Genomic DNA, 21,700 nt, shown 5'->3' on the forward strand with positions numbered 1-21,700 from the left:
GATAAACATCGCGTCAATTGTTAAAAATAAGTTTACACAAACACTGCAATGTATGATGTTGGAGGTAACACTAATGCAAAAAAGAAAACTAGGTAATACTGAACGAGAATTACCTGCTATAGGCTTTGGCTGTATGGGTCTATCGGAGTTTTATGGCGCACCGATGGAAAAAAAAGCAGCTATACAGCTAATACATCAAGTAATTGAGCTTGGTGTTCAACATTTTGATACGGCAGAAATGTATGGCGTAGGCAGCGCCAACGAGTCTTTACTTGGCAAAGCGATAGCAGACCGGCGAGATAAAGTGTTTATTGCAACAAAATTTGGACCTACCAGAAATTTTGAGACCGGAGAATTCACAGGTCTTGATGGTTCACCTGAAAACTGTCGCCGTGCTGTTGAAGGCTCCCTGCAACGACTCCAGACCGAAGTTATCGATCTTTACTACCTTCATCGTGTAGATCCGAAGGTACCTATAGAAGAAACGGTAGGCGCTATGGCTGAGCTAGTAGCAGAAGGTAAGGTACGAGCGATAGGCCTGTCAGAAGCATCTGGTAACACTGTCCGCCGGGCGAATAACGTTCATCCAATTTCCGCAGTGCAATCTGAGTATTCTATCTTTAGTCGTGATATCGAAACAGATGTAATCCCAGCCTGTCTAGAAGTAGGCGCGTCACTGGTCGCATATTCCCCACTTGGTAGAGGAATGCTCACAGGCAAATTTAAAACCGAAACGCTTGGTAATGATGATTGGCGTTTAACTACACCTCGTTACCAAGGTGAGGCCTATAATGCCAATGTGGCACTGGTTGACGAGATCGAAGCCATGGCCGTAAAAAAATCATGTACCGCTGCTCAGATTGCACTAGCGTGGGTTATTGGCCGTGGCGAACACGTACTTGCACTGACCAGTACGACTAAACTGAAAAATCTTCAATCAAACCTCGGTGCCTACAATGTGAAACTGTCAAATGATGAGTGGGCAGCCCTGGATGCACTGGCAGATCGCGTTATGGGTGATCGCTATGATAAAGGGGGGATGGCAGGTATAAATGGCTGAATCTTTCTGCAGATATTAAGACTATTGCTCCTTGTAAACCTGTTCCTATCAAGAGCTAATCAGGTAAGAACAGATATCTAATCAGCTATATTCTGGAATATCGACTCCACCAAAATAGCCGATAACCCTGCATACTGCTGTTTTTTGTGCACCTCTGCTTAAACTCAAAGCCCATAGGTCTGTTCCAACCACATGTATCTTTGGGAAGTGTATGTAATTAGCGGAATATTAGTAGCTACACACTGCGCTTTCCAAGATAATGGGCACGGTTGTTAGCCGTACTCACAAAAAGGATAAACAACCTCTAATTTTTTATCAGGTTCCCCTTCGTTGAATATAACAAGCGCATCACTGCGGTATATATTTTTGTTCTTGTCTATTACACAAGGCCCCCACCAACCAAATCTCACAGGAGTTTTTTGTTTCATTTGTTTTTTGAGTAAATTTATTGCTGAATTATATTTATCTTGCGAAAACATAGAGTCAAATATATAGCCCCATTTGTTGTAAGATAAATATATGGTATAAATTTCACCTGACTTAATACTTTTGTATTTTAAAGTATATTCAGCATTTTTGGTTTCAGTTAAAGATAGCAACTTAACTTCATAGCTTATCCCCCCAGCGAATCCCTGAATTGAAAACAATAATAAGGCCGTAGCCAGTACTTTTTTCATAACTTACAACACCATAATTTTTCAATGTACATTAATGCACTTAGCATAACAGAATTAACTGATGACGAATGAGAGACTTTGTCCCAACAAATGAAAAATTTAGCGCTACGTACAGTCCATAAATCATGTAACCAAAAATAAAATACTTATAAGGTTACAATAAAGGAAAGTTCTATAGTGCTATCTGTACTAATTTAATTTTTTCGACATCACTTTCTAAACTAACCTTTTCAGAAAGTGTTTTTGTTTGCTAAAACGAAACCTGTCGATCAACCTTCACAAAATAATCCTTCAGATAATCAATCAATAGTCGTAGTTTTTTTGAATTGGCGCTGCCAGGTGGAAAAACGCCATAAACATTAATATCACTCAGTTGATAGTCCTCTAGCACCAGTTCTAGCGAGCCTGCCTTGATTTTTGGCCAGGCATCGTAAACAGGAATGCGCCCTAATCCATGGCCACCTTCAATAAAAGCAGTGCGCGCTGCAGCATTATTGGTGGTAATACTACCTTTCACAGCGATACTGTATGACCTGCAGCCTTTACTTAATTTGATTGCACCAGAAGTAAGTTTATAGATGACCCAATCATGTTGTTCCAGCTCAGCCGGTGTACTTGGGCGTCCACGTTTTTTTAAGTAATCGGGAGACCCACACAAACAAGTCGCTAACGTAGAAAGTTTGCTAGCTTGAAGCCCTGAGTCAGGCAATGGAGCCCCACGAATAGCAAGATCGATCCCTTCTTGCATGATATTAACGACTTCATCCGTCAGCATGACATCCAGTTCAATTTTGGGGTAAAGACGACGAAATTCACTCAATGCTGGCACAATCATCTGTAATCCAACATTCACTGGACAGGTTATTTTCAATAAACCAACAGGTTCATTTTTTAAATTCTCGATCTGCTGATTTGCAGTAGCCGCCTGTTCAGCAATGATTCGACAGGACTGATAATACTCATTGCCCGCTTCAGTCAATGCAATAGAGCGGGTAGAGCGATTGAGTAACTTCACCCCCAACTGAGATTCCAGTTTTTTGATGTGGTAACTGACAACGGCCCGCGATAGACCGATGTGCTTAGCTGCCGCGGTCAGGCTGCCCTGCTCAACAACTTGAGCAAAAACCACCATGCTTTTGAGTTGTTCGAAAGATAGTGTCATCGTTTTATTGTATCAATTTTTTGACTAATGAAGTCTATTTTTTTCATATTGTTAGAAACAGGTAGAACTCATACACTAGCCTCAATTGTTGATTGAGGGAAAAGAAGCGTGACTGACTCAAACATAAAAAAAGTATTAATGGTGCTAACTTCCCATTCTGAATTGGGAAATACTGGCCAAAAAACAGGCTTCTGGGTAGAAGAGTTTGCCACTCCCTACTACGCCTTGGTTGATGCAGGCGTGCAAGTAACCCTTGCATCTCCTGCAGGAGGACAACCTCCCATTGACCCCAAAAGTGAACAACCAGATTTCCAAACAGCTTCAACACAACGCTTTAACGACGATACGAAAACACAAGCTTTGCTGGCAAACACTATAAGACTGGCCGATGTTAAATCAGCAGACTATGACGCTGTGTTTTATCCAGGAGGACATGGACCGCTATGGGATTTGACTGAAGATAGCCATTCCATTGCCTTAATCGAGAGCTTTTTAGCCTCCAACAAACCTGTCGCTGCCGTATGCCATGCACCTGCCGTACTTTTGAACGTTAAGGATACTCAAGGTAACTATGTACTTAAAGGCAAAGCGGTGACAGGTTTTACCAATAGTGAAGAAGAAGCTGTGCAATTGACGACGGTTGTTCCCTTTTTACTGGAAGACGAATTAAACAATCGTGGTGCCGATTTTCAAAAAGTAGCTGACTGGAATGCCTTTGCCATACAAGACGGTTTGCTGATTACCGGTCAGAATCCAGCAAGTTCGGAATTCGTAGCAGATAAATTACTGACTGCACTTGCTTTATAAATAGGAAAAATTGTGATGTTGAATTTTAGTTTTCAAAATACGACTCAAATCCATTTTGGTGAAGGTCAAATTAAAGCTATTGGGCAAGCAATACCTGCATCAGCAAGAGTGTTGGTTACTTATGGTGGCGGCTCGATCAAAACAAACGGTGTTTATGAGCAGGTGGCTGAAGCACTGAGTGAACATACCTGGTTTGAGTTCTCAGGTATTGAGCCAAACCCAAGTTACGACACCCTGATGAAGGCACTGGATTTAATCCGTCAGCATAACATTGACTTCTTACTCGCCGTTGGTGGGGGATCTGTTATTGATGGCACCAAGTTCATTGCTGGGGCTGCTTTGTATACAGGTGATGATCCCTGGAATTTTGTCGCTCAAAGGCAACCCATTGAACATGCACTACCTATAGGCTGTGTACTTACTTTGCCTGCTACGGGTTCAGAAACCAATGCTGGCGCAGTAATAACACGTGACGGTGCCAAGCTGTCGTTCCACAGCCCCTTAGTACGTCCATTATTTGCAGTACTCGATCCATCAGTGACTTTGTCACTTTCCGACCGCCAAATTAGTAACGGCGTCGTCGATGCATTTGTGCATACGATGGAACAATATTTAACCTACAACGTAAATGGAAAAGTACAGGACCGTTTTTCTGAGGGACTATTGCTTACCCTTATCGAAGAAGGCCCAAAAGCGCTAGCATCGGAAACCAAAAATGATCTTGAAGTCCGTGGCAACATTATGTGGGCTGCCACCATGGCACTTAATGGTTTGATAGGCGCAGGTGTACCTCAAGACTGGTCAACACACATGATTGGTCATGAAATCACTGGTGCTTATGGCGTTGATCATGCGCGAACCCTGTCGATTGTTTTACCCGCTGTAATGAAAATCTGTAAAGATGCTAAACGCGAAAAGCTATTGCAGTATGCTGAACGCATATGGAATCTGACAGAGGGCGATGATGATATCCGCATCAACAAAGCCATCGAGTTAACAGAGCAGTTTTTTGAAGTCATGCAAGTGCCTGTGCGTTTATCGCAAATCGACATCGCTGAAATGAATATTGACACTCTCGTCGAGCAGCTAACCCAGCATGGCATGACGCAATTGGGTGAACACGGCGCAATCACACCTGAAGTTAGCCGCAATATTTTAACTGCCGCCTTGTAATGATAGGGAAACAGAAAATGACAACGTTCAATCCACAGAATGGAACCATCAACCGTCAATGGATTTTAGCCTCTCGACCTGTAGGTGTACCAGCACTAAGTAACTTCAACTTTTTAGAGAGCGAAAAGCCAACGCCTAAGCAAGGAGAAGTGCTATTACGTACAGTGTATTTATCGTTGGACCCCTACATGCGTGGCCGTATGAGCGATGCCAAGTCATACGCCGAACCTGTTGGAATCAATGAGGTTATGGTGGGTGGTGCAGTGTGCCGTGTGGAAGTATCTCATCATCCAGAATATGAAGTTGGTGAGTGGGTGGTTGCCTTCTCTGGTTGGCAAGACTACTCGATTTCCGATGGCCGTGGCCTATTGAAGCTGGGTAAAGCCCCCGCTAGACCCTCTTATGCTTTGGGAGTAATGGGAATGCCCGGCTTAACCGCTTATATGGGGTTGCTGGATATTGGGCAGCCACAGGCAGGTGAAACCGTTGTTGTTGCTGCCGCTACTGGGGCTGTTGGCAGTCTGGTAGGACAAATTGCTAAATTGAAAGGCTGTAAAGTCATTGGTATTGCAGGTGGTGAAGAAAAATGTCGCTCGGCTGTTGAGGATTTAGGTTTTGATGCCTGTATCAATCATAAATCCCCGGATTTAGCTGAACAACTTGCCAAAGCGTGTAACAAAGGTATTGATGTGTATTTCGAAAATGTCGGTGGTAAAGTCTTCGATGCAGTACTGCCACTCCTCAATCCAAGTGCACGCGTGCCGTTATGTGGCCTGATTTCACAGTACAACGCAACAGAGTTACCTAATGGGCCTGATCGTATGCCAATGCTGATGGGTACCTTGCTAGTGAAGCGTATTAAAATGCAGGGTTTTATCGTCTTTGATGACTATGGCCATCGTTACAACGAATTCAGCCAGAACATGATGCAGTGGTTGCTAGAAGGAAAAATCACTTACCGTGAGGATCTTGTAAAAGGCTTGGAAAATGCTGTCGAGTCATTTATTGGATTATTGGATGGCAAAAACTTTGGCAAGCTGGTCATCCAAGTCGGCCCAGACGAACTATAAAAACACCTGAACCCCCATCGTAGAGGAATCTATCGAAAATGTCGTTGTTCGTTGTGCAGGCATTATTTGAAGGTTCCTCATTTACAAACCCCTTATTGAAAAGCCCCCTAGGAATACATTATCTATGTTGACAGTACATCATTTAAATCAATCCCGTTCCACACGGGTACTATGGTTATTGGAAGAGCTTGCCATGCCTTATCAGCGTGTTGACCACCAACGCGATAAAACAACTCATCTGGCTCCAGCTAGCTTAAAAAAGGTTCATCCCTTAGGTAAGGCTCCGATTGTAGTTGATGGGGATATGGTTTTATGCGAGTCCAGTGCAGTGATGGAATACATCCTCGATAAAGATGAGCAAAAGCGCTTTAGGCCAACCCAAGGTTCACCAGAATATTATCAATATCTTGAGTGGTCCCACTTTGCTGAGGGTTCCTTGGGTTTGCCCGTTATTACTCACCTGTTTATGCAGAGAGAGAAGCGCGATGGTGACCAGCCTATGGATAACTACATTGCCAAGGAAATTAATGTCGATTTTGCTTATATTGAATCTACGTTGAGCCAGCGCACATACTTTGCCGGCAATGAGTTTACCGCAGCAGATATTATGATGACCATTATGTTGGAGATTGCAAATAGAAGTGGCTTACTGGAAGGCCGCGAAAATACTTTGGCCTATCTTACCAAAATAAGGCAGCGTCACGCTTATCAGAAAGCATTAAGTTACGGATAGGAGCATTACCTGCTTATATTGATTAACTACTCCACAGCCATCCTTAAAATAGCCAATAGCTGAGGTTACTGGCTATTTTAAAAAAAGGCTTGGATATTAAGGGTGAGCACTAATGGTAGTAGCAAGCATCAAAACTTGATACGAAGCAATCTTTTACAGCTAATTATTTCTATTTCTGGCAAATTTAATCGGAGTGACGATCAACTACTTTCATTTGCCACTTAGCCCCTTCATTAATATTAAGTATTCAGAGGTTACACTCCAGTGCTTTTTTAATATAGCCTCATAACGACGATCATTAATTGCCAAGGATAACTGTGTATTGAATTGTTCAACGTTGTAACGACCTGCTTCAGTGTTTTCACAATGGAATGTATCGTAGTAACGATTAATAACAAAAGTAAAATCATGGTGAGTATTAACCAGTAACTCTTTAGCATCTGGAAAAAAAGATATCACTACATCCAACCGTTGATTTTTTAACATACCATAAAGAGATTGTAACGTATTTACTTTTGTGATGTTTTTGATTTTTTGTTGACTAAATATATCTAAGCTCAAGCCTCTGATAATACCAATATTTTTATCTTGTAACTCTTCCCAATTACGGATAATCTTCTCTTGCTTAAGTGTTAATGCAACGACATCTGTAACAGTAATTGGGTTAGAGTAAATTCTATTTATATTAAAACCCAGCTTTTCTACATTATCTTTTGACTCACCGATATAACAGGCTTCAATATCATTTTCAATAGTCCGATGATAACCATTTATAATCCGCTTTAAAGGCAAAGTGATGGGCATAAACTTGCGTCGAAATGAGGGATCAAAACTATCAAATAACTCAATGGCTACGCCTTTATTATCATACGACCAATGTAACAACTCAGCAATGTAAACACGGGTTGCACCAACATCTGTATAAGCTTTAGAAGCAAAAACATTCATCAATATAAAAGTAAGCAGCAAGAGTAAGTATGGCTTTTGTTTTTCTATCCACTCCCCCATGTACTGCCTAGCCATCTTTATTCTCCTAAATGAAAAGAGCACATCCCAATAGTAGTTTATAACTCCTAGTTGTGCTGCAACCTATCGTAAATAAAGACCTATATGACTAGTAATTACTAACATCTGAGTAGGGTTTTGGTGTACTGGAAGATAAACACTAAGGATATTTATAGAGCAAGAAAGCAGATGTAGCGATGATAGTTGAGTATTTTGAAGCTAAATACTCAAGCTCCGAACAGCTGTCTTTAGTGATTAATCACACTTCGGATTTAAACGGATAGTCTTTCTCCGTTATTTCTTTCAAATATGCATAATTTTAAAGATGACACATAGTATCGTAGAAACCAACCTGATCGTATTTTTTTGCTTTGGAGCATGTCATATTTTAGACGGCGTTTACCTCGATAAATTCGCAGACAAAGGTTTTTATGCTTTGAGTTTTTTACCTAAAATAAGATTTTATGAAACCAATTTTTTTCACGAATGGCGTCGTTGCCTTCGATTTTTATGGCTATTCGCTAAAAAAAAGGAGTCAAGTCACTTTTTTAATAAAACTTGAGAAAAACTTGAAAGAGTAAGTAGGCTTGCTAGGGCAATCGCATATAATTAAACCTTTTTAAAAATAGTTTTTGAAATCCCTTTGCCCAAAGCCTACATAACGCCCTTCTAACACGCCGTAAATCCTTCCCTGGAGGCTTGGTTGCCGTATCCTTGCGGCAAACAGTTCGATGTGCGTTATCCAGCCTTTGTTTGTCATTGTGCTAAATCGAAATACAATAGCTGTTTATTTATTTGCGCTATTGTGTGGCACAAATATCGCAATAAATCATTCAAAAATTTCCACGTTCTTAACGGACCAATTATTGTCCCTCTTTGAAAGTGATAAATTACCAAACATTCCCTCAGGATCGTAGCGTATACCTACGTTGCATATTTGAACAGAGCATTCAATTTTAAGTTTTACAGCCGTTCCTAGTTGACTTCGATTCGTTGCCATTATGATAGGCTTACCAAACATCTTCAGTTTGATAGGTCTAAAACTATATGGGTTTGTTAAAGCGATAACTACTGGCACCCTACCTGGTACTTCTGGATGTAAATATGCTAAAATCCTTTGATGATTTAAGACTAAAGATACTATTTGATTTAGCTCAGAGTCATCTAGTAGACTTTTCTCAGAAGCAAATACTTTTTCATAAAAAGACGCCACCAGAAAAGTAAAAAAAATAATTTTTAAGTATACTTTCATTTTAAACCTTAACAAAATCAACCTTCATTTAGCAAATTATAGACAAAAACAATCAACTCAGTCTTTGATTTTACTAGAAGTTTATTGGATATTGCTCAGTTACCTTCGAATGTGAAGTTGATTACCTGGCGCATGACCGAAATAAGATTTAGTTCTGACATCTCCAGCTTTAATCACTAAAAACTTGTCTTCTTGGTTTGGAAATTTTGATTTTATCGTACGGATTATGTTATCAATAGTAATTGGTAATTGCAGTGCCCATAAAGCTTCCATGACTTTTATAGCCCCAACACCTAATAAAAAAGCTTTCACAGAATCATCCGTTACTTTATTATGAGGTTTATAAGAAATATAAAAGACGGCCATTTGTTGCCTCCACGAAAGCAGGTTTAAGTAAAATAGCGTATCCATTCTGCCTCCGCTGCACCAAGTATGCTTCATTAGCCTCCTTAGATAAGCCGATTTTATCATTCATAAACTTTTGTGTGTATACCTAATTAGAAGAGTAGATAATTAAATATTTGAAGTTTCACCATTCCAGTAACAAAAAAGCCTAAATACTTGTAAATTTACTGAAAGAAAATCTTTAAATGATTTGAGCAAACTAACGCACACCAAGGTTAAAACTAATTATCAGTTTAAAAAACACCCATATAATATTAAAAATTATGGTTGTGTTATTCTCTCCATTTCTAAGGACTATGAAGTTTTAGCAGAAAATAGTGAACAATGACCCACATAGCCATACTGCATATTTTAGTTAGGAGAATTGTTTAAATTTTGATTTTTAAGACACGTTCTTAGATGAGTAGTAATATTCTCCCCCAAAATAGTCGATAACCATACCTTACTGAATGACAGGGGCTGGGAGCACCGTGAGCAGTAGAGGCCAGGGGATGATATTTAATGTGCAGACTACAATCGTGTAATATTTTGCGTTAAAATGTTGCTCACTAATTGTTTGAAGTATGGGCTTAATACAAGTAAGGTGCTGTATAAAAAATGAGCAACACAAATATTTATAAGAATCCATCATCAGAGCTAGTTAATCAAGTCGATGACAATATGGTCGAAGTAACATGGTCTATTGCCACCAGGGTTTGGTGGAGCTATGTATGGAGATTTATGCTTATATCGTTATTAGGCGGGGCAATCATTGGGGCCATTGGTGGACTGATAGTGGGTATTTTAGGCAAACCAGAGCTAGGTGGTATTATAGGTGTCGTATTAGGTTACTTGATAACTTTACCAATATCTATCTACTTATTTAAAAAGATATTAAATAAAGATTATAAGCATTATAAAATACGAGTATTAACCAAGAATTTATAACTAATCAAGCGCTGGTATCTAACCAGCCATATTGACTTTCTGATTCCACAACGTGCCAAAAAAATAGCTGACTTTCGTTACAGCTATAATGGGGTAAGTAATATCAATCAATAGACTTACCCCTTTACTTAACCAGACAATGACTAACAGATAACAAGAACAAGCTAATTCCAGATAAGCTATTCAAATAGATAATAATATTAGATATGGGTAGGTTAAACTGATCGTATGACTTAAATAGTACTTTATGCACTATCAAAGGAATCACACCTCCAACGCCAAAGATAACACCCAATATCAATCCAATAGCAGTAACCTTTTCAATTTCAATTAACCCATACAGTAGTAAGCTTATAATTGGGATGTGAAAAAGCAAAAATCCACTGATCTTACCTGGTAGTTTGAGTAGTTCCCACTCTTTTTCATATGCTGATTCTATCTCATGTAATAAAAGTAAAGTTGCATTTACAATGTATAGCAAGGTAAACATTTTCACTTCATACCTCAACTAGGGCCTGCTAACAGACCCTAAAAATGATTCGTGAAGGGTATTTATTATCAGACAACAGAAAGCTGATTTAAATATATCGGGTTATCACAATATCAACATAGTTATTGACTGGCATCAAGCTTGTGTTAAATTACTTGCTCAATTTATGGTCACCCGAATGAGCATTTATTCCGTTTAAAGTTTCATGAACAAATAACTTTGAACCAATAACATTCAATTTAGTGACGCCCTGTATACGTATCCTGCGTTGCGGAAGCATCAATTACTTAAAATATAAACAAGTAAGTCAGGAATGGCTATTAATTCTTACAACAGCTGATTTATATAATACAACAAGTTACACTTATCATCCAAAACTGAGTAATTAGAATTTCTGCCTGCTATAAGTTATTGTTCACATATTTAGAAGATTATCTGCTCTACAATAACGCATCACTGGATTCAATAAATCTTTTTTATATAATCTTCCACTAATTATTTCATGCGTTATACCATAGAGAGGATATACTGTGAAATTTACCACTTATATAGTTGCAGTTATTTTTATGATGTTTTCTGCCATGGCTTTTTCAAACGATAAGTCCTCAATAGCTAATCGAGAACAAAAACTCTTTGAATGCCTTAAAGATAAGAATAATAAATCATGTTTCTCAAATCTTTTGAATGATTGCACTGTTGTTGAAAATCTTAAAATCAAAAAAAGAAGATTATCTAAAATGGATACCATGTTTGTAGATTGGCTTGGAGACGATTCAGTTTTTGAAATTTATCATGGTAAGGAAAGAAAAATAGGCAACATAATTATTTCAAGAGACTATATTATTGAAGACACTTTAGCCAATAGAATGTTGCTTAAAATTAAACTTGAAAAACAGCTTGGAGAATGGTTTATCGAACATATCAGCATTTCAACCAACTCCAACGAGCTTAAACAAGCATTAACACCTTAACCTATAATAGGTGACTTGAGGCTCAGTCATCAATGATAAGGTGTCAAGTCCCTTTGTCCAAAGTCTATATAACACTACTCTTCGAATATACCGTAAATTCCTCCCTGGAGAATTTGTTACCGCTGATCTTCCCCCCATTTAACGGACACCCCACTTTAGGATAATATTCACCTAAACTATGGGTATCCCATGAATACAAAGAAAAATAAAACATATTCAGCCGAGTTCAAACAAGAAGCGGTTAGACTGGCTTTAGAGTCAGGTAGGCCTAAGATAGCGATTGCAAAAGAGCTAGGTATTGGGGTTAGTTTGCTTTACGCATGATTAACCAACAGACAGCTGAGCACACGATGAACGTAGACTCAAAACAAACAGAAACCCAGAGGATCAAGGAGCTTGAAGAAGAGACCAAGAAACTAAAATCTGAAAATTCCCTGTTAAAAAAGGCGGCAGCATACTTCGCGAAAGACCAGCTGTGAAGTATGCCTTTATCAAGCAAAACAAGCAGGACTGGCCTGTGGCTTTTCAATGCCGTGTTTTTAATGCTTCTCGGTCAGGGTACTATCAATGGTGCAAGTCAGATGAAACACAGAGAATCAAGAGTAATCAGCAATTGGGTGACGATATTATCGAGCTATTTGAATACCATAAAGGCCGTTACGGTTCTCCTCGTATCACCAAAGCCTTAAAAGACAACAAGCAATGTGTTAATCACAAACGGGTTGCTAAACGGATGGTAGCGCTTGGGCTTCGAGCTAAACAAGCCAAAAAGTTCAAGGCCACAACGAATAACGAGCATAGTTTACCGATAGCTGAAAATCTTTTGCAACAGGATTTTAGTGCAAAAAAACCAAATGAAAAGTGGGTCGGTGATATCACGTATGTTTGGACACTGCAAGGCTGGTTATATCTCGCTATTTTCATTGACGTATTTAGCCGACAATTCATCGGTTGGTCGATGTCTAAGCTGATCAATAAAGAATTAGTCTATGAGGCGTTATTAAAGGCCTTATGGCGCCGTAATTTTCCAACAGGGATAGTCAATATTGCTCTAAAAAATACCAACAACTACTTAAGGACAATAAACTTATCTGTAGTATGAGTGGCCAAGGCTGCTGTTACGATAACGCTCTTGCTGAAAGCTTTTTCCATAGTCTTAAAGTTGAGTGTATCTATGATTATGCTTTTAGTGATCGAGCACAGGCAAAAAAGATAATTTTTGAGTATATTGAAGTTTATTATAATCAGCAAAGGTTGCACTCATCTATTGGTTATAAAACACCGGCTAGGTTTGAGCAACTATGCGTGTAAACTCCTAATAACAGGTGTCCGTTAAATGGGATAAAGATCAGTATTTCAGTTAAAAGTGATTACTCTACAACTCTCTAAAAACGTGGCCTAAGCCACTATATCCTTCCTCTGCGGTACAATACACTTCTTTAGAAGGTAAAATGGCTATAACCCATAAAACCTTGAGGTACCACCAATATTAACCTTCTATTAATAAATTCGAGAACTTTACCTTGCCGCACTTTAGTACTGGCTCAAGAGGACCTCATACAAAGCTCCCTGCTTTTCTGCAGTGTTTTCCAAATTTAATGATAAAGTCAGTGCTTTTTCACACAAGTGCGACAATTACAGATTGTTTGTGTTCCATCCGAACCAGAAATAATTTTCCATTTACCGTTCCACTCATAAGTACTTCTTCCAGGTTCAGCTTTTTCTTCACACTCAATCGGACATAAAGTATTTACCACTTCAAAATCTGATACAGGTCCTATCTTCACCCAAATATCATTAAAGCAAAAATATTGTTTATTATTTTTATCGCTATTAAACGTGTAAGATTTATTTGATTTATTGTTTGAATGAACTAAGACCTTCCGCCATTGCTGAGTTACATTTGCATTAAATTCAGATAAAAAAACAGTTCTACTCGATGCTCCATAATCTAAAACAAAGTCTGTGTTGCCCCCGCTATAAATATAACCGTTTATGATAAACCAAGCTTGACGATGTTGATTTTTACAGTGTTTGATATAGGTATTATTTCCTGCACCTGGTAACCCTGCATCTAAACACATATTATTAGCAGACTTTGGATGAAGTCTACCTCGACTATCTGTGTACCAAAGCTGGTTATCCCTACCATGACAAGGGTAAAGCTTAACAGGCGTATAGTTGGTTACCTGGTTACCCTCTACATCAAGACATAAATTATTTGAAGATATAATTTTATAATATTGGTTACCCGCATATACATTTAACACTACTGAAAGCAACAAAAACAAATAAAATACTTTAACTTTCATTTTTACACCAAAACTTCTTTTAATCACTCGTTTAACTATGGATTTAATAGCAAAATACCGGATCAAAAACCACCCATCCAGCACCTTCGTACCACACCCTTTATATTAAAACCAATTATATTATACAAATATACTATTACATAATTACTAATATCAATAATTAATAAGCAAATTAAAAAAATTTATATTTATTCCATATTATTAATAGAAGATTATTTTGATACATTTAACGACAAATAAGATACTTTCATTCGCATGAGGATTAATTAACCAACTGGCACTTGCAAGCTAGAAGAAGTGACAAATACTCATAATGACTGATTTGACATGATAAAGTTGTAGTCATTGATCTGGTTATATAAAGGTTGATACATTTAATGATAGCTATTTAAAATAGGTTATTACAATTACAATAACCAAGGTAATATTTACATTAATCAAAACCTATACTTGTTAAGTTATCGACCATATGCTCAAGATTAGGAGCAATATAAACAAAAGGATACGTCCTAATTTCCAATTCACTCAGATAACGCACCATAATTTGGATGGTAAGCGTTGCTGAGTAAATAGCACCTACTGATAATTGAGCAATATAATCAACACGTCGCGTCGCTAAGTATTCTAGTTTTTTTTGTAGCCAAGGCATGCAATTACCACTCGCCATAGAAATATGTTTAACTAGACTCTGCATAACATCTTCATTTTTAGGTAAACTACTAAAGTCATCACTTTCTGGAGTTAAAGCAATAGCCCCTCCAGCCCAGCACAAGTTAAATGGATGAATAATCAATAAGCCGAGTTTTTTCGCTATATCATCAAAACTTAAAAAGTCTTGACGATCAAAATCGAAACAGTTGATAACGATATCGCTCGCTTGAAGTAAATTTTTACCATCATAACGAGTAACGTATTTATTTTGGCAATCTATATTCAAACCATGATCTATAGCCATCAACCTTTTTTTTAGTGCTTCCACTTTCGGCTTTCCAATATCCTCTTCAACATAATTCTGTCTATTGAGATTGTGGGCTTCTACAGTATCACCATCAATTAACAAAAAATTTCTAAATCCTGTACGTACCGCTATTTCAGCAATAATGCTACCAAGGCCTGCACCACATAGCACAATTCGCTTATGAGTTAAACGATCTTGTGTAGATTTAGATATATAAGGCCAATTTCTTGTGTAGTCCATGACTGTTTACCTTAAGTATTGATACAAAATCCAACCATTACATCATTACATAACCGAAGAAAAGCCTTGGTGCTCTCGAAGCATTTCTAAATATAAACACATTGCCTCATTTTTTAATTGGTCAAATTCTGGACGATCACTCACTAGATTTAAAAGAGCATGTTGTAAAGTCTCTTGAGCATTCTCATAAAAAAAACCTAAGGTCATCGCCATTGAGAAACCCTGAGGACAACCAACATGATAAGGGCCGGAAGCGTAAATATTTTGAGGAAGATAAAACGAATCTCCCGCTTCTAAAGTGAAGCATTTGTGCTCAGGGGTAGCTAACAATCTGTGTGAAAGTTCAAATGAACGGAAAGCTGATCCCGTATTTTTGATGTAAACTTCCGTAGGCCATAAGTGCATTACTTTAGGCCCTGGTCCAAGATGGAAGTGAATGCCTCCCCGTAAAAAGTCATCATCACGATGAATACCTAATGGCGTCATTGAATAATTTCCCATAAATATAGTGCAGTTTATATGCAGGGATTGTTCCGTTTTTAATTGAAGCTTTGGCAAAACTCTATCATATATATTCAGAGCAATTAGCTTCTTATGCAAATTAGGAAGGAATTGTTCAACTGAATTGGCCAAAATCATGTATTCTTTACCATCAAATATCCTATCACAATAATGTTTAAGTTTTTCTCCATTTTCAGGTGGATGTTTCAGTATCTCTGCCTTTTCTTTATAGCGAAATCCTCCATCGACAAAAACCCGTAAAAAATTATCATGTTCAGGAAGCTGATGTTGGTCTACACTCGCTCTGCATCGAAGAAAATCAAGAAAATTCTCATCATTAAACATAAAGTCTGCTGGGTTGAAACTATCCTTGAATAATTTGGGTTCAGCAAAATTCTCTAATGCTGACCACCAATCATCGGAGAATATAGGCGTTCTATGAATGATATGTTCAGTTGTCATAGTGGCTTACTTAGTTAATGAAATGTTCTTATGACTTTAGCTGGGTTTCCCATCACCAAGGAGTTTGCAGGCACATCGTGAGTAACGATACTTCCAGTACCGATTAAAGCACCACTACCGACCGTTACTCCTTTTAAAATAGTGCTATTGGGAAAAACCAAAATATTATTGCCGAATAAGATAGGAGAAACTTTAATGTTGTCAGAATGGGTAAGCGAGTCTCTACATCGCAGGACAGGTCCAGTCCATTGACTATTAAGCCTTTGTTGAGGATCTAGTTCATGTCCATCCGTATCAATAATGGAAACCCCATAACTAATTGTGACATAGCTCCCCAAAGTAATAGACTCTAAACACCAAATACGTGTATGTTCACCAATATAGCAATGACTTCCAATTTTTATTTCCCCCCCGGTTCTACCAGTGATTAGCTCTCCTCGAATATGGGAATTATTGCCAATTTCTATGTCACTAGGATTACCCAGTAAATTGTGAACCTCCGCGGTAGGATAAAAACAGGTTCCACTACCTGCAACACAAGAACAATAACAACGTTCTATTTTTAGCGCATTTAAACCTCTTTCGAGAATTGAAAATGCTTCTCTGCCATTACATGTATTTTTTATTTCACAGAGTTCCATCCAAAGTGAGTCCCATAGCATTCTATCTGGCCGTCCCTCTGCCATGACTTATTCTCCCATGTAACAGTAAGACCTACATAAAAACCTTATGATACTGTGGTTTAATATCTGGTTCTTGATACTTTGAAATAAATTTCTGACGTACATTTACATCAAAGGCTGTGCCAACAGTTGATGAACCAATAAAGTGGCATATTTCAGTAATTGGTATAATATCGACACCTAATAATTTTCTCCATACTTCTGGTCCTGCTTTGGCACAGTCGGATGAAGCAATAATAACAGCAAGACTAGGGTCTACCCTATGTAATTGCTCAACAAAAGACATTACATGATAAGCAAGAATACGATACGCATCTATTCGATGGTATATTGAACGTACACTTGTTGCAAAAGAACCACTTTCATATATAACAAAGTTTGATAATTCCGGATTTTTAATTGCTTTCTCTATTTTCTGGGAATATTTATCTGGTAAAAAATAGAATATAGGAAGACCGTCATCCGAGGTCGCTTCAAGATCACATATTAACGATGGATTTTTTTTGGTAACACGTGCAGTCCCGATTAGTTTGCCATTAAAGTCAATCAACGCAAAAAAAATTGAATATGGAAAAGCCTCCCGAATATGTAACACAGTATCCTCTACATCTTGTTGCCATTGTTTAACATCAGTATAATTACTTTTATGCAAAAACTCGCCATCACTAGTATAAATATCTAAAACGTATTGAATGTAACTCTCTATGTTTACCAATGAATAACGTTCAGAGCCCTGTAACCCTACCGCAACGACTGAACAACCTGATTTTTTTATTTTTTTTATCTCAGTTGTATATCCAGGGCCAAAACAAGGAGGATGGACTGGAGAATCAATTAACATAAAAACACCTCAAAATTAAAATAACAATTCCGTCTTATAGCAACTTTATTGCCCATACTAAGTCCAATTATTATTTTCACTTATAATTTCGAGTATTTTATTTTCCTTTTATCCTTCCACAAAAGCAGTTATCTATAAACAGACATATCTGCACACAATACAAAGTATATCTATACTATAGCGTGAAGTTTTTTATACCCCTTTGGCACAAACGTTATATGCCCTCACGTGATTAAACTCAAGAACCCTATATTAATGAATGACCGGATAAAGAAAGTTAACACTTATAATTATACCATAAAACCTGATTGTGCTGTTTCCTACCCTGAAATATATTGTAATATCCTATTTCATATTTGCGATTAGTTTTTTCTGTTTAAATTCAACAGCCACTTCATTCAAAGTATTACCATTCTTATTTGTCACTATAATAAATTTTCTACCACTACAGGGAATAACAGTCGTTCATTAAGTTTAACTTTATTTGATACTAGATATCCTTATATTTTTCCCCAAACCCTGCATATAACAACGTTTGAGATTGCAGGGCTTAAATGAGTTCACTAAGCAGGTGGTGGAAACAGTAATACACATTTTTCATATTAAATGTCCCAATATTGAAATATCATAGTAAGTTTAAGTGAATATAATACAGAGCTGTAAAAATTACTGGACACTAAATTGCAAGAAAGAATAAAACACTGTGATGTTACAGTATTTACGTACCTATTTTGACAAGGAGTAAGTCAGTGAAGCAATTGTTAATAAAAATCCTGCTTTTGTTTTTTGTTCTACCCAGTTTAGCTTTGGCTCATACCGGTGTTGGAGAAGCATCAGGGTTCTTGCACGGATTGAGCCACCCAATGAGTGGCATTGACCATCTGCTTGCGATGTTGGCTGTTGGCCTTTGGGCGGCACAAATTGGTGGGTATGCATTGTGGGCAGTACCATGTACGTTTGTGGGTGTTATGGTCATGGGTGGCATTTTCGGTTTCTTTAGCATACCAGTTCCTTTTATTGAAGAAGGGATTTTAGTATCTGTCCTGGTACTTGGCGTCTTGATTGCCGGGGCATTTCGATTTTCGCTCCACTATAGTGCCCTTATTATCAGTTTATTTGCGATTTTTCATGGTTATGCTCATGGTGCTGAAATTCCACCCACGATCAACGCTGTCTTATATACGGTTGGTTTTGTATTAGCGACGGCAATGCTTCATGTCACAGGAATAGGTTTTGGGATCTTCATGCAGAAAACAAATTTACATAAAGCCACTCGCTTTACTGGTGGCGTGATCGCACTCACTGGAATCTATTTGGCTATCTCATAAAAAAATTTAATCAGACCACAAAATGATCTACCCAACCATACTGACTAAATATCAACCAACCTTCGTATAACCTACTAATCATAGGCCTCTAAGAATCATCAACAGAACTATCCACACAAACGGTGGATAACTCTGTTGATGGAGATAAATCAGTTATGTGACACCCACACCTTGTTGTAGTAACTTATGACCGTTACCCCTTTCTCGGATTATTTTTAGCTATAGGCAAATATTGTTCATTTATTAGACGATTTAAAATTAACGTCATCCATTCGGAATATTTCTCTGAATTTTCGATTGCATCATTTAACAACTTTCTTGGATCACACCATTTCCAATCGTCGACTTCAGAGGGATTTACCCGTGGCATACGATCAGTTACGCCTAGTAAAACATGGTTAAACTCATGCTCTATCAAACCACACCGTAATTCGAATTTGTATATTAATGTCAGCACTTCTTTGAGTGATGTATCAACGCCCATTTCTTCATAAAGGCGCCTGTGAGCAGCATGTAATGTACTTTCACCTGGTAGCGGGTGTGAGCAACATGTGTTTGACCATATACCAGGGGAATGGTATTTCGAAGCTGATCTTTTTTGAATTAATATATCCCCTTTACTGTTAACAATAAATATTGAAAAACAGCGGTGTAATAGCCCAAGAACATGAGCTTCAAGCTTATCGATTGTGCCAACCTCATTATCTTTTTCGTCGACAAGTATTACCTTGGTGTTATCTTGCTTTAGTTTCATTCTAGCCATTGCAACATAGCCATCAATTTATTTGTAAAATAATATTCAACAATACCTGTATACATGAGAAGAGCCCTAAAGCTTATCAACCAAAATAATTAACAATAAAAACGCTCACCTCTAATCTTACACGCTCTCTGCCGATAATAAATATTCAAAAACATGCTAGAAATTTAAAAACTTAACTCAAAAAGTTATCTAGGGCCTGTTAACACTATTCGAATATCACTGTTATGATGGTAAAAGCACTAATCTAGGCGCGAAGCGTGAAGTTTAGTTGTTCTAAATGAACAATGAGCAACAACGAGTAGTGCTTTTACCGTCATAACCCTTCGGGCCGTGATTATCTTGCTAGGCGAAAAAATAGTCTACGGCAGTGGTGATTCAAATAGTGTTAACAGGCTCTAGAATAATTTAATCAAAAAGATAGTGAATTAATACAGATAGTTACCAACCACATCAATAATACCATCAAAAAACTTTCGTATTAATTATTATTTTTTTTGTGTATAACCTATTTGTGTTTAACAAATCATCTATTCTTATATAAACGTGTTGAAGACACGTGTGGATGAAGCCACAGCGAGGGAACGAATGATGGCGATATCCAACTTTATTACACTTAACTCAAATCGTGACACAAGCCTGCAGCCCCAAAGTAGCCTTGATACCTTTGACTTCGACGCGTCTGCATTCATTGCTTATCGCAATAAGTGGAAAGGCGTTATTACATCACGGCTTGTCGAAATTGCCACTGCCTCTGATGCCGAATTTTTGGATTGCGTTAATTATCTTATCGAAAACGAAGGTAAATATATTCGCCCTCTTCTAACAATGATGGCTTGCGAAATTACGGGAGGTAAAGCCGTAGACGCATTAGATTACGCTTGTGCTATCGAGCTAATTCATCTGAGCTCCCTGATTCTTGACGATTTACCCTGCATGGACGACAGCGACACTCGTCGTGGTCGTGCCGCTTTGCATGTAAAGTTCGGAGAGGCACGAGCGCTTCTCACCACAATTTTGCTCATCTGTACATCGTTTCGCCTTGTTGCAGAAGGTGGCCCAAATGCAAGTAAGGCTGTGTCCATTCTGGCTCGCTCACTGACAGATAGCGGTATGATCCTTGGGCAAATGAAAGATCTTCAGGGATACGGCAAAGATAATTCAGTTATCCACATGAAAACGGGCTCTCTGATTGAAGCTGCCGCTCTGCTTGGTGTACTTGCAGGTAGTGATAACCAATATGCCGCACAGCAACTGTCATCGTTATCTTGTGATATTGCGTACATATTTCAGGTTAGGGACGATGTTTTGGACGGTGATATGGGTCAAAAAGCACAAGAATCTGCAAAGAAGCGTGCCTACAGATTAGCGACGATAACACTCAACACATTTGGCTGTTCACCCGCTTCTCAAGCACTCGCCTCCCTGGCGGTATTTGCGGCTATACGGAAGCAATAATATGACAGCAACAGACTTAAAACATACATAACATGACTTATTTTATTTAAATAATAATATTTTCCATTTTTTTAGCCACAAGCGGTTGCGCCCTATCAATGTTAAATTTCGCAATTTTACACAAGGAAAGAAAGTTATGAACCTAAAATTGAAAACTGCGCAGCCGAAGTTCGACCTTAAGTCACAAGTTTTTGTGTCAAATCCTTATCCTACTTATAAAGAGATGCAGAATGTAGCACCGGTTTATTGGGATGAGGAACTAAAATGCTGGGTGATCACCCGCTATGAAGATGTTAAATCGCTTGCAACACCATCATTCACAATACCGCAAGAAAGCTTTTTACATCAAGCTGCTGAAATGTTCCCTTCATGTAAAGAACAAATATTAGAAATAGGCGCTCATCAATCACTAAGCTTTGTTTATA

23 protein-coding genes and 2 pseudogenes are annotated in these 21,700 nt (G+C 38.1%); 13 read left to right on the plus strand and 12 right to left on the minus strand.

Translation table 11 applies throughout. The features are described 5' to 3' along the window. The first annotated feature begins 73 nt into the window (after positions 1-73). On the plus strand, positions 74-1,060 hold the full coding sequence (locus ACQ96U_RS07305; RefSeq protein ID WP_431720578.1) for an aldo/keto reductase: 987 nt from the start codon (positions 74-76) through the stop codon (positions 1,058-1,060). A 272-nt stretch (positions 1,061-1,332) separates the two neighbouring features. On the opposite strand, the gene ACQ96U_RS07310 is transcribed toward ACQ96U_RS07305, so the two are convergent. Both ACQ96U_RS07310 and ACQ96U_RS07315 read right to left on the minus strand, forming a co-directional pair. Next, positions 1,333-1,737, minus strand: coding sequence for a hypothetical protein (locus tag ACQ96U_RS07310; protein WP_431720579.1), 405 nt, complete (start codon positions 1,735-1,737; stop codon positions 1,333-1,335). A gap of 250 nt (positions 1,738-1,987) precedes the next feature. After that, positions 1,988-2,899: a LysR family transcriptional regulator gene (locus ACQ96U_RS07315; RefSeq protein WP_431720580.1), complete on the minus strand. Its 912-nt coding sequence runs from the start codon at positions 2,897-2,899 to the stop codon at positions 1,988-1,990. Between the two features lie 138 nt (positions 2,900-3,037). On the opposite strand from ACQ96U_RS07315, the gene ACQ96U_RS07320 reads away from it, so the two are divergent. From ACQ96U_RS07320 to ACQ96U_RS07335, 4 genes are all read left to right on the plus strand, one after another. After that, complete coding sequence (locus ACQ96U_RS07320) at positions 3,038-3,706, plus strand: type 1 glutamine amidotransferase domain-containing protein (RefSeq protein ID WP_431720609.1); 669 nt, start codon at positions 3,038-3,040, stop codon at positions 3,704-3,706. 15 nt (positions 3,707-3,721) lie between these two features. Beyond that, positions 3,722-4,879, plus strand: coding sequence for an iron-containing alcohol dehydrogenase (locus ACQ96U_RS07325; protein WP_431720581.1), 1,158 nt, complete (start codon positions 3,722-3,724; stop codon positions 4,877-4,879). A gap of 17 nt (positions 4,880-4,896) precedes the next feature. Continuing rightward, positions 4,897-5,949 carry an NADP-dependent oxidoreductase gene (locus tag ACQ96U_RS07330; protein ID WP_431720582.1) on the plus strand — a complete coding sequence of 351 codons (1,053 nt, stop codon included), beginning with the start codon at positions 4,897-4,899 and terminating at the stop codon, positions 5,947-5,949. 124 nt (positions 5,950-6,073) lie between these two features. Beyond that, positions 6,074-6,682 carry a glutathione S-transferase family protein gene (locus ACQ96U_RS07335; RefSeq protein ID WP_431720583.1) on the plus strand — a complete coding sequence of 203 codons (609 nt, stop codon included), beginning with the start codon at positions 6,074-6,076 and terminating at the stop codon, positions 6,680-6,682. A gap of 210 nt (positions 6,683-6,892) precedes the next feature. Here the strand turns inward: ACQ96U_RS07335 and ACQ96U_RS07340 are convergent, their stop codons facing one another. The 3 genes from ACQ96U_RS07340 to ACQ96U_RS07350 form a co-directional block, all read right to left on the minus strand. Further along, positions 6,893-7,705: a hypothetical protein gene (locus tag ACQ96U_RS07340; protein WP_431720584.1), complete on the minus strand. Its 813-nt coding sequence runs from the start codon at positions 7,703-7,705 to the stop codon at positions 6,893-6,895. Positions 7,706-8,516: 811 nt separating this feature from the next. Then, positions 8,517-8,939 (minus strand): hypothetical protein, encoded by a 423-nt coding sequence (locus ACQ96U_RS07345; protein ID WP_431720585.1) that lies wholly within the window; start codon positions 8,937-8,939, stop codon positions 8,517-8,519. Between the two features lie 99 nt (positions 8,940-9,038). Continuing rightward, positions 9,039-9,380, minus strand: coding sequence for a hypothetical protein (locus tag ACQ96U_RS07350; protein ID WP_431720586.1), 342 nt, complete (start codon positions 9,378-9,380; stop codon positions 9,039-9,041). Between the two features lie 561 nt (positions 9,381-9,941). On the opposite strand from ACQ96U_RS07350, the gene ACQ96U_RS07355 reads away from it, so the two are divergent. Then, a complete protein-coding gene (locus tag ACQ96U_RS07355) occupies positions 9,942-10,271 on the plus strand; it encodes a hypothetical protein (protein WP_431720587.1) in 330 nt (109 codons plus the stop codon). A gap of 124 nt (positions 10,272-10,395) precedes the next feature. Here ACQ96U_RS07355 and ACQ96U_RS07360 read toward each other — a convergent pair whose 3' ends face one another. Continuing rightward, a complete protein-coding gene (locus ACQ96U_RS07360; RefSeq protein ID WP_431720610.1) occupies positions 10,396-10,761 on the minus strand; it encodes a DUF6713 family protein in 366 nt (121 codons plus the stop codon). Positions 10,762-11,291: 530 nt separating this feature from the next. On the opposite strand from ACQ96U_RS07360, the gene ACQ96U_RS07365 reads away from it, so the two are divergent. The 4 genes and pseudogenes from ACQ96U_RS07365 to ACQ96U_RS07380 all read left to right on the plus strand — a co-directional run bounded on the left by ACQ96U_RS07365 (position 11,292) and on the right by ACQ96U_RS07380 (position 13,043). Continuing rightward, the gene (locus tag ACQ96U_RS07365; protein WP_431720588.1) at positions 11,292-11,732 is read left to right on the plus strand and encodes a hypothetical protein; all 441 of its coding nucleotides are present in this window, start codon (positions 11,292-11,294) and stop codon (positions 11,730-11,732) included. Between the two features lie 189 nt (positions 11,733-11,921). Next, positions 11,922-12,056 (plus strand): transposase, encoded by a 135-nt coding sequence (locus tag ACQ96U_RS07370; protein WP_431720589.1) that lies wholly within the window; start codon positions 11,922-11,924, stop codon positions 12,054-12,056. 127 nt (positions 12,057-12,183) lie between these two features. Beyond that, positions 12,184-12,834, plus strand: a pseudogene (locus ACQ96U_RS07375) (IS3 family transposase); the annotation flags it as partial. Next, the gene (locus ACQ96U_RS07380) at positions 12,831-13,043 is read left to right on the plus strand and encodes an IS3 family transposase (RefSeq protein ID WP_431720590.1); all 213 of its coding nucleotides are present in this window, start codon (positions 12,831-12,833) and stop codon (positions 13,041-13,043) included. The pseudogene ACQ96U_RS07375 and the gene ACQ96U_RS07380, both read left to right, overlap by 4 nt. 296 nt (positions 13,044-13,339) lie before the next feature. On the opposite strand, the gene ACQ96U_RS07385 is transcribed toward ACQ96U_RS07380, so the two are convergent. The 5 genes from ACQ96U_RS07385 to ACQ96U_RS07405 all read right to left on the minus strand — a co-directional run bounded on the left by ACQ96U_RS07385 (position 13,340) and on the right by ACQ96U_RS07405 (position 17,729). Continuing rightward, on the minus strand, positions 13,340-14,044 hold the full coding sequence (locus tag ACQ96U_RS07385; RefSeq protein WP_431720591.1) for a ricin-type beta-trefoil lectin domain protein: 705 nt from the start codon (positions 14,042-14,044) through the stop codon (positions 13,340-13,342). A 433-nt stretch (positions 14,045-14,477) separates the two neighbouring features. Further along, entirely contained in the window at positions 14,478-15,242 is a 765-nt protein-coding gene (locus ACQ96U_RS07390; RefSeq protein WP_431720592.1) for a ThiF family adenylyltransferase, read from the minus strand. Between the two features lie 45 nt (positions 15,243-15,287). Then, entirely contained in the window at positions 15,288-16,205 is a 918-nt protein-coding gene (locus tag ACQ96U_RS07395) for a hypothetical protein (RefSeq protein ID WP_431720593.1), read from the minus strand. A gap of 14 nt (positions 16,206-16,219) precedes the next feature. After that, positions 16,220-16,891 carry an acyltransferase gene (locus ACQ96U_RS07400; protein WP_431720594.1) on the minus strand — a complete coding sequence of 224 codons (672 nt, stop codon included), beginning with the start codon at positions 16,889-16,891 and terminating at the stop codon, positions 16,220-16,222. A 28-nt stretch (positions 16,892-16,919) separates the two neighbouring features. Further along, complete coding sequence (locus tag ACQ96U_RS07405; protein WP_431720595.1) at positions 16,920-17,729, minus strand: hypothetical protein; 810 nt, start codon at positions 17,727-17,729, stop codon at positions 16,920-16,922. 749 nt (positions 17,730-18,478) lie between these two features. Between ACQ96U_RS07405 and ACQ96U_RS07410 the strand changes: the two genes are divergently transcribed. After that, the gene (locus ACQ96U_RS07410) at positions 18,479-19,057 is read left to right on the plus strand and encodes a HupE/UreJ family protein (protein WP_431720596.1); all 579 of its coding nucleotides are present in this window, start codon (positions 18,479-18,481) and stop codon (positions 19,055-19,057) included. A gap of 193 nt (positions 19,058-19,250) precedes the next feature. On the opposite strand, the gene idi is transcribed toward ACQ96U_RS07410, so the two are convergent. Next, entirely contained in the window at positions 19,251-19,820 is a 570-nt protein-coding gene (gene idi / locus ACQ96U_RS07415) for an isopentenyl-diphosphate Delta-isomerase (protein ID WP_431720597.1), read from the minus strand. A gap of 585 nt (positions 19,821-20,405) precedes the next feature. On the opposite strand from idi, the gene ACQ96U_RS07420 reads away from it, so the two are divergent. Together ACQ96U_RS07420 and ACQ96U_RS07425 are read left to right on the plus strand one after the other, a co-directional pair. Then, on the plus strand, positions 20,406-21,275 hold the full coding sequence (locus tag ACQ96U_RS07420) for a polyprenyl synthetase family protein (protein ID WP_431720598.1): 870 nt from the start codon (positions 20,406-20,408) through the stop codon (positions 21,273-21,275). 136 nt (positions 21,276-21,411) lie between these two features. After that, a pseudogene (locus ACQ96U_RS07425) lies at positions 21,412-21,700 on the plus strand (hypothetical protein); the annotation flags it as partial.

Origin of the sequence: Zooshikella sp. RANM57 (genome assembly GCF_050749885.1) — a bacterium.
In the GTDB taxonomy this organism is placed as follows: domain Bacteria; phylum Pseudomonadota; class Gammaproteobacteria; order Pseudomonadales; family Zooshikellaceae; genus Zooshikella.